The organism is Pseudomonas sp. HY7a-MNA-CIBAN-0227, from assembly GCF_040310325.1.
Lineage (GTDB): Bacteria > Pseudomonadota > Gammaproteobacteria > Pseudomonadales > Pseudomonadaceae > Aquipseudomonas.
Genome location: NZ_JBEOPT010000032.1, coordinates 1 through 8551, shown reverse-complemented (window position 1 = coordinate 8551; position 8551 = coordinate 1). Strand labels below are relative to the sequence as shown.

The 8551-nt window shown below is 59.8% G+C and carries 9 protein-coding genes; 5 read left to right on the top strand and 4 right to left on the bottom strand.

Annotated elements, in window-relative coordinates; genetic code table 11:
- Positions 1-225: 225 nt before the first annotated feature.
- Positions 226-1029: a hypothetical protein gene (locus AAEZ06_RS26810; protein ID WP_350617094.1), complete on the bottom strand. Its 804-nt coding sequence runs from the start codon at positions 1027-1029 to the stop codon at positions 226-228.
- Positions 1030-1130: 101 nt separating this feature from the next.
- The gene (locus tag AAEZ06_RS26805) at positions 1131-2093 is read right to left on the bottom strand and encodes an alpha/beta hydrolase (protein ID WP_350617092.1); all 963 of its coding nucleotides are present in this window, start codon (positions 2091-2093) and stop codon (positions 1131-1133) included.
- A gap of 142 nt (positions 2094-2235) precedes the next feature.
- Here AAEZ06_RS26805 and aroC point away from each other — a divergent pair, with 142 nt between their 5' ends.
- From aroC to AAEZ06_RS26790, 3 genes are all read left to right on the top strand, one after another.
- Positions 2236-3327, top strand: a complete 1092-nt coding sequence (aroC, locus tag AAEZ06_RS26800; RefSeq protein WP_149411547.1) for a chorismate synthase — start codon at positions 2236-2238, stop codon at positions 3325-3327.
- 13 nt (positions 3328-3340) lie between these two features.
- Positions 3341-4489 (top strand): MFS transporter, encoded by a 1149-nt coding sequence (locus tag AAEZ06_RS26795; RefSeq protein ID WP_149411548.1) that lies wholly within the window; start codon positions 3341-3343, stop codon positions 4487-4489.
- A 97-nt stretch (positions 4490-4586) separates the two neighbouring features.
- A complete protein-coding gene (locus AAEZ06_RS26790) occupies positions 4587-5132 on the top strand; it encodes a 1,2-dihydroxy-3-keto-5-methylthiopentene dioxygenase (RefSeq protein ID WP_350617089.1) in 546 nt (181 codons plus the stop codon).
- Between the two features lie 129 nt (positions 5133-5261).
- Here the strand turns inward: AAEZ06_RS26790 and AAEZ06_RS26785 are convergent, their stop codons facing one another.
- Together AAEZ06_RS26785 and AAEZ06_RS26780 are read right to left on the bottom strand one after the other, a co-directional pair.
- On the bottom strand, positions 5262-5540 hold the full coding sequence (locus AAEZ06_RS26785) for a DUF3509 domain-containing protein (protein WP_149411550.1): 279 nt from the start codon (positions 5538-5540) through the stop codon (positions 5262-5264).
- Between the two features lie 110 nt (positions 5541-5650).
- Positions 5651-5884, bottom strand: a complete 234-nt coding sequence (locus tag AAEZ06_RS26780) for a hypothetical protein (RefSeq protein ID WP_350617087.1) — start codon at positions 5882-5884, stop codon at positions 5651-5653.
- A 66-nt stretch (positions 5885-5950) separates the two neighbouring features.
- Between AAEZ06_RS26780 and AAEZ06_RS26775 the strand changes: the two genes are divergently transcribed.
- Positions 5951-7777 carry a long-chain-acyl-CoA synthetase gene (locus AAEZ06_RS26775; RefSeq protein WP_350617085.1) on the top strand — a complete coding sequence of 609 codons (1827 nt, stop codon included), beginning with the start codon at positions 5951-5953 and terminating at the stop codon, positions 7775-7777.
- 96 nt (positions 7778-7873) lie between these two features.
- Positions 7874-8389 (top strand): ankyrin repeat domain-containing protein, encoded by a 516-nt coding sequence (locus tag AAEZ06_RS26770; protein ID WP_350617083.1) that lies wholly within the window; start codon positions 7874-7876, stop codon positions 8387-8389.
- Positions 8390-8551 lie beyond the last annotated feature (162 nt).

Sequence of the window (8551 nt, the reverse complement as noted above, 5' to 3'; positions counted from 1 at the left end):
CGGCCCACGGAGCAATGCCGGAGTGAAGGCATGCCGAGCCACAGCGAGGCACCAAGTGGTGGGGCAAGAGCCTTTGGGTTACTTTTGGGCTCCTTTCAAAAGTGACACGCCGTAAGGGCGTAACCCTAATCCGCCCTGACCAAAATAACGGATATGTACCCAGCCCAGCCCAGCCTCTGCCCGCAGCCCCACATTCAACTCAATTTCTTCAGTGCGAATCAGTTATCAGCGATGCGTCGCAATCCAGATCAACAACCCTGCCTGAAACACCGTAAACGCCACCAGGCAAGTAATGGTGAAGCGCAAACCGCTGTCTTCGCGCTTGAACTTGATGACCTTTTCCTCTTCCTTGCGCAGCCTCACTTCCTGCTCCGCCAGGTTCTGCTCGGCTTGCTGCAGCATCTGCGCAGCTTCGAGGATTTCCACGAACTGCAGCTTTTCGGTGTTCCAGCTGTCCAGCAGGTCGCTGACCTTGCCAGGTTGCACGTTGCCCTTCAAATGCTGGACATCGGCGTAGGCCACATCAAAGCCCTGGATACGCAGGAAGTGATCACGCCGAAGGCGCGTGGCTTCGTTTAGCGCATCCTTGTTCGCCAGGTCGACACCGTCGACGCGATAGTGCGACCACTTCTTTTTCGCCCAGGCGACACCCTGTGCCACCAGGAAGCGACCGATGCCACGGTTGGCCGGTTCGATCTCCAGGCTGTTGCCGGGGCCGAAATGCACCCGCTGGGTGGCGTGTTCAACCCAGATATCCAGGTGATTCTGTTCGCGCCGCACTCGCTGCCCAGGCAGTTGGATGACCATGCGTAGCAGGCTCTGGTCCTTGTTGTTGCGTTCGGCGTAGCCAAATTGAACAAAGCGCAACGGCCGCACGCCGGTGGCGCGATCGGTTGCCAAGGGCGCCAGGCGCAGCATCTTGAAGTGTTCGGCCTGAACCTGCGCCCACGGCAGCGCAGCCGCTGCGGCCGCTTCGGTTTCAGCGGGGGTTTCGGCGGGAGATTCCGGTACTGCTTCGGTGTTCGTCATTCGGTGCGATCCTGTCCAAGCCCCTGCGAGTCGACAGTCTTTTTGCTGTTGACCCTGTGCTTATCGGCCGCTTTATTCAGGACTGGAGGGCAAATGCTCGCTTAACTGGGGCGAAGTCCGTCGATAAAGCGAATCAGGCGGGTACCCAGTTCAGCGGCGAGAGGCAATTGCGGGTTGTTGTAGGAGGCCAATTGCTGCTTCACATCGTTGGGGACGATACGCATCACATGGTTCATGCCTTCGATCACTGTCAGTTCGGCATCCGGTTTGGACGCCTTGAGCTTCTGCGCGTCAGCCACGCCCACTTGCAGGTCGTTGGTGCCCTGGATGATCAGGGCTGGCATCGTCAGCTTGGCAAACGCGGCCGAAGGATCGGCGCGGAACAAGCTGATCAGATAAGGCTGCACGCTGGGACGGAAAATACCCTCAAGCGGGTCGGGTACATCGGCGTCCACCTGACCGGACTTGAGGTGGTCGAGAATCTGGTTACTGCGCAGCAACAGGGCCGGGGGCAGATGGTCAGCCAGTTGCTGGCGGATCACCTGGTCCACCGGGCGGGCGCTGCCGGACAGGGAAATCACCCCGGCGGGATTGAGTTGCGGGGCGGCGAGGGCGGCCACCAATGCGCCTTCGCTGTGGCCCAGTACAATCAACGGCCCCAGGCGCGGGTCGGTTTTCAGCAGTTTGCCCCAGGCGACGGCGTCGGCCACGTAGGCGTCCAGGGTCAGGTTGCGCTCATCGGGTGTTGCCGCGAGGCTGGCAGCCACACCGCGCTTGTCATAGCGCACGCTGGCGATGTTGTGTTTGGCCAGCACCCACGCCAGGCGTTTGAGGCTGTCGTTACGTGCGCCATCGGCGCTGTTGCCGTTGCGGTCGGTGGGCCCTGAGCCGGCAATGATCAGCACCACGGGCACCGGGCTGTCGGATTTGGGCAGCAACAGCGAACCAAACAGCTCGCCGCTGCCGGTGTCCAGGCTGATGGGCCGTTGCAGCACGACAGGGGAGGCGGCGAAGCCAAGGCTGGAAAACAGGGTGAGGGTCAAGAGCAAGACTCGAAGCATCATCGCGCCATCATGAGGAAGGTGCCGGTTGGACCAACGTCTACCGGTAAGGTTTCGAGGATGAACTACTGAGAGAGCCTGCGTATACTGGCGCGCTTAGTTATCACGGTTGAGTTATTTCAGCTGATTTCACGGAGCGCCCTGCATGTCCGGCAATACCTACGGCAAGCTGTTCACTGTCACCACCGCGGGCGAAAGCCATGGCCCGGCGTTGGTCGCCATTGTCGACGGCTGCCCGCCGGGCCTTGAGCTGTCCCTGGAAGACCTGCAGCGCGATCTGGATCGCCGCAAGCCCGGCACCAGCCGCCACACCACCCAGCGCCAGGAGCCCGACGAAGTCGAAATCCTCTCCGGCGTGTTCGAGGGCCGCACCACCGGTTGTGCCATCGGCCTGTTGATCCGCAACACCGACCAGAAGTCCAAGGACTACTCGGCTATCAAGGACCTGTTCCGCCCGTCCCATGCCGACTACACCTACCATCACAAATACGGTGAGCGCGATTACCGTGGTGGCGGTCGCAGTTCGGCGCGGGAAACTGCCATGCGCGTCGCAGCCGGCGCCATTGCCAAGAAATACCTGGCCACCCAGGGCATCGTCATTCGCGGCTACATGAGCCAGCTCGGCCCGATCGAAATCCCGTTCAAGACCTGGGACAGCGTTGAAGAAAACGCCTTCTTCAGCCCCGACCCAGACAAAGTGCCGGAGCTGGAAGCCTACATGGACCAATTGCGCCGGGATCAGGATTCCGTCGGCGCCAAGATCACCGTAGTCGCCGAAGGCGTGATGCCGGGCTTGGGCGAGCCGATCTTCGACCGCCTGGACGCCGAACTGGCCCATGCGCTAATGAGCATCAACGCGGTCAAGGGCGTGGAAATCGGCGCCGGTTTCGCCAGTGTTGCCCAGCGTGGCACCGAGCACCGCGACGAACTGACGCCTGAAGGGTTTGTCAGCAACAACGCTGGCGGTATTCTCGGCGGCATTTCGTCCGGCCAGCCCATCGTTGCGCACCTGGCGCTCAAGCCAACGTCGAGCATCACTACGCCGGGGCGCTCCATTGATGTTCACGGCAACCCGGTGGACGTGATCACCAAGGGTCGCCATGACCCGTGTGTCGGCATCCGTGCCACGCCGATTGCCGAAGCAATGATGGCTATCGTGCTGATGGATCATCTGCTGCGCCATCGCGGGCAAAATGCCGATGTGCGTGTGAGCACCCCGGTGTTGGGTCAGTTGTGACGGTCTGACGGCCGTGGCAGCGCTTGCGTACTGGCGGCTCTCCAGCTTCTACCTGTTCTATTTCGCCCTGCTCGGATCGACAGCGCCCTTCCTGGCGCTGTATTTCGATCACCTCGGGTTTTCCAGCGCGCGCATCGGCGAGTTGGTAGCCATCCCCATGCTGATGCGCTGCGTGGCGCCCAATATCTGGGGCTGGCTGGGGGATTACACGGGTCGGCGCCTGGCCATCGTGCGGTTTGGCGCAGTCTGCACTCTGTTGAGCTTTTCGCTGATCTTCATCAGCAAGTCCTACGCCTGGCTGGCGATGGTCATGGCCTTGCACGCCTTCTTCTGGCATGCGGTGCTGCCGCAGTTTGAAGTGATTACCCTGGCGCATTTGCAAGGCCAGACCTCGCGCTACAGCCAGATCCGCCTGTGGGGCTCCATCGGTTTTATCCTGGCCGTGGTGGCCCTGGGTCGCCTATTCGAAGCCTTGAGCCTGGACATTTACCCGGTGGCGATCGCGGTGATCATGGTGGGTATCATCGGTGCCAGCCTGTGGGTGCCCAATGCCCAACCGTCGACCCAGGGCAATCGCCTGGCCGCCGATGGCTTCTTGCGCCAGCTAAGCAGCCCCGGGGTAATGGCGTTTTATGCCTGCGTCGCGCTAATGCAAATGAGCCACGGCCCGTATTACACCTTCCTGACCCTGCACCTTGAACATCTTGGCTACAGCCGTGGCGTGATCGGCCTGCTCTGGGCCCTGGGGGTGGTGGCGGAAGTGTTGATGTTCATGGCCATGAGCCGGATTCTGACGCGCTTCTCGGTGCGCCGCGTGCTGATCGCCAGTTTTCTGCTGGCGGCGATGCGCTGGCTGTTGCTGGGTTCGTTTGCCGAGTTTTTCTGGGTGCTGCTGTTTGCCCAGGTCTTGCACGCCGCTACTTTCGGCAGTTTTCATGCTGCTGCCATTCAGTTCGTCCAGCGTAGCTTCGGCGCTCGCCAGCAAGGCCAGGGACAGGCGCTGTATGCCGCCCTTGCCGGCACCGGAGGCGCGGTGGGCGCCTTGTATTCGGGGTATAGCTGGAACCTGCTGGGGCCGACCCTGACCTTCAGCATTGCCAGCCTCGCGGCCCTCGCGGCCGCTGTGATCATGGCTGTTCGATTGCCAGAGGAGCGGCCATGAGCCGTGGTGATCAAGAAGCAGCCTTGCGCCTAATGATTTATACCGCCCGACCGGACCTTGAAGTGCCGAACGGTGGTGCCGACCGAGGAACCCTTTCATGAGCAGTCTTTTCGTTTACCACATCAGTACCCCGGATACGCCGAACAAGGTGCTGACCCATTTCGACGATATCGCATCCACGCTGGCCGAGCAGGGCGTGGGTTTTGAACGTTGGCAAGCCGCTACCAGGATCGAGGCGGGCGCCAGCGAGGCCGACGTGATTTCGGCGTACAAGGCACAGATCGACACGCTGATGACCAAGGGCGGCTACGCCTCGGTGGGTGTGCTCAGCGTCAACAGCGATGATCCGCAAAAAGCTGAAATTCGCGCGCGGTTCCTCGACGAACACCGCCATGGTGTCGACGAAGTCCGTCTTTTCGCTGCGGGCCGTGGGCTGTTCAGCTTGCACATTGGTGACTACGTCTATGCCGTGCTGTGTGAGAAAAACGACCTGATTTGCGTACCCGCCGGGACGGCGCGCTGGTTCGATATGGGCGAGGAACCGCGATTCGTGGCGATCCGCCTGTTCAGGGGCGCCGGAGGTGGGAGTGAGCACTTAACTGGCGACGATATCGCCAATGGTTTCCCGCGTCTGGACGACTGACGCTTCTGACTACTGCCTCACCGGCAACGGTCAAGTTTCATCTGTGAAACATCTATTGCAAATAATGCGGTAAAAAAAAACGGGCCGTGATGCACGGCGGCATCACGACCCGATAAATGAAACGTGCGCTTATGCCGAGTGGTAGGTCGGCAGGGCAAAGCGATGCTGGCTTTGCAACATCGAAATCTGCGGCAGTTCGCTGGCTTGTTCGGCCAGGTCACGACGGATGGCGCTGATGACCCACGTCAGTTGATCGGCCGTGTGCAACTGCTGGTAAGAGATCGAGCGCTTGATTTGCTTGCCTTCGCTGTTGCGCAGGGTCAGCAGGATGCCACCGTCAGGACGGTCCTGGGTGGTGACGTCGAAATTGGAGAACACAGAAGAAAACTTATCTTGGATCAGGCTCATGTCTATCAGCTCCGTTAGCTCATGATTGGCAAGCGTGGAGTGATAGGTGCAGTGATTGTGCCAGTATCCTTATTTACTAAAAATCGTTATAAATCAATGGTTTGTAATTTTTACGGATTTTTGGATTCGTGCAATCTGCATGAATGGCCATCGTGCATCCTGCATTTTGCTTTGTTCAGGCGGGCATTTTGCCGTTGCCGGACAAGGCAGGACATCCATACCGACCACCCAATGGCGGTATAAATTCCCTTTATTCGTTTGCCGCTGATCCGGGATACAAAACTTTTCAAATCCTGCGTGTACAGCCAAAGAATGGCTGGCGTATTTTCTTGCAAGGCATTCATCGTTAGTCCTACAGGGATGGATGGCCAAGGATCATACGAATAATAAGAAAAAGGACGTTCCCGCTCATGAGCCATCAGCAAAGCGACATGATTACCTGGGGCATGATGTTGCGTAAGGTGCCCACTATCGTCCGGGCCTTGCCAAGACTGGTACGCGGCATCCGCGTCGCCAACATCACCAACCCCGACCAGCCTTGCGGGCTGGGCTTCACCTTCGAACAGGCCACCCTGCGCAACCCCGATGGCGCCGCGTTGCTGTATGGCGACCGGGTGCTCAGCTACACCGAGGCCAACCAGCAAGCCAACCGCATTGCCCATTATCTGCTGGAACAGGGCATCGGCAAGGGCGACGTGGTGGCGCTGTTTATCGAAAACCGTCCAGAACTGCTGTTGACCGTGTTGGCTGTGGCCAAGGTCGGCGGCATTTGCGCCATGCTCAACACCGCACAAACCCATGCGGTGCTGGTACACAGCCTGAACCTGGTCAAACCGGTGGCCATTGTCGTGGGGGCGGAACTGGTCGCGGCCTACACGGCCGTGCGCGATCAGGTGGCGATTGATCCGGCGCGAACCTGGTTTGTCGCCGAGCAGCTCCAGACCCCTGCGCCGGATGGCTACGTCGACTTGATGGCGGCCAGCGCTGGAGCCTCGGAGGGCAATCCAGCCAGCAGCCAGCAGATCTACTTCAACGACCCTTGCTTCTACATCTACACCTCCGGCACCACGGGACTGCCCAAGGCCGGCATCTTCAAGCATGGTCGCTGGATGAAATCCTCAGCCAGCTTCGGCACCATCGCCCTGGACATGGGGCCCGATGACGTCATGTATTGCACCTTGCCGCTGTATCACGCCACGGGCTTGTGCGTGTGCTGGGGCTCGGCGATAGCCGGGGCGTCGGGATTTGCCATCCGCCGCAAGTTCAGCGCCAGCCAGTTCTGGGACGATGTACGTAAATTCAACGCCACGACCCTGGGATATGTCGGTGAGCTGTGCCGTTACCTGATCGACCAACCGCCCAGCGAGAGCGACCGGCACAACCGCGTGGTGAAAATGATCGGCAACGGCCTGCGCCCTGGGGTCTGGGCTCAATTCAAGGAGCGTTTCGGTGTCGATCACATTTGCGAACTGTATGCCGCCAGCGACGGCAATATCGGCTTCACCAATGTGTTGAATTTCGATAACACCATCGGCTTTTCCCTGATGCACTGGGCGCTCGTGGACTACGCCCATGACACCTGTGAGCCGATTCGCGGCAGTAACGGCTTCATGCGCGAAGTGCAGAAGGGCGGCCAGGGCCTGCTGCTGGCCAGGATCGACGACAAGGCACCCTTCGATGGCTACACCGACCCCGAGAAGAACCGCAAGGTGGTGCTCAGTGATGTGTTTGAAAAGGGCGATCGCTATTTCAACACCGGTGATCTGTTGCGCAGCATCGGTTTCGGCCATGCGCAATTTGTCGACCGCCTCGGGGACACCTACCGCTGGAAAGGCGAAAACGTCTCCACCACCGAAGTGGAAAATATCTTCCTGCAACACCCGCAGATCGCCGAAGCGGTCGCTTACGGCGTCGAGATCCACAACACCAACGGCCGGGCCGGGATGGCGGCGATTACCCCGTCTGAATCCCTGGCGACCCTGGATATGCGGGCGTTATTGCAGTTTGCCCATGGCCAACTGCCGTCCTATGCCGTGCCGTTGTTCCTGCGGATCAAGGTGAAAATGGAAACCACCGGCACCTTTAAATACCAGAAGGTGCGGCTCAAGGAAGAAGCGTTCGACCCGGCTAAGGTCGGTGACGATCCGCTGTACGCCTGGCTGCCGGGCTCCGATACCTATGTGCCCGTGACCGGTGACATGCTTGCGGATATCCAGGCAGGCAAGTTTCGCTATTGATTGTGCCTATGGCCGCTGTGAGGAAAAAAGGGGTGACAGGTTTGGCGGCGCTCGGGAAACTGAGCGCCTTACGAAATGCCGAACACGGAGCCACAGATGACAGACCAAGCCAAACAAATGACCGAAGAAGAAGCTGCCGAGTTTGCCGAGCAGGTCTTCGACGTAGCGCGCAAGGGCGATGCAGCCTTGCTCGCGGCACTGCTGGCCAAGGGCTTGCCGGCCAATCTGCGTAACCACAATGGCGACACCCTGTTGATGCTGTCCGCCTACCACGGCCACGCCGATGCGGTGACAGTGCTGCTGGAGTTCAAGGCCGATCCGCAGATTGCCAACGACAAGAATCAGCTGCCGATTGCCGGTGCGGCGTTCAAGGGCAACCTGGACGTGGTCAAGGCGCTGATCGAAGGGGGTGCTCAGGTTGAAGGGGCATCCGTCGATGGTCGTACTGCGTTGATGATGGCAGCGATGTTCAATCGCACCGAAATGGTGGATTACTTGATCTCCAAGGGCGCCAATCCCAAGGCAACGGACACCCAGGGCGTTACCGCGCTGGCCGCGGCCCAGACCATGGGCGCAGTGGATACGGCGGCGCAGTTGCAAAAACTGGTGTAGGCGCGGCGGGACGTAATGTCTTGCACGGTCAACATGTGGGTAGGTTGGGTCGGGTTGGGTCGGGTACATATCCGTTATTTTGGTCAGGGCGGCTTAGGGTTACGCCCTTACGGCGTGTCACTTTGCAAAAGCGGCAAAGTAACCAAAGCGCTCTTGCCCCAC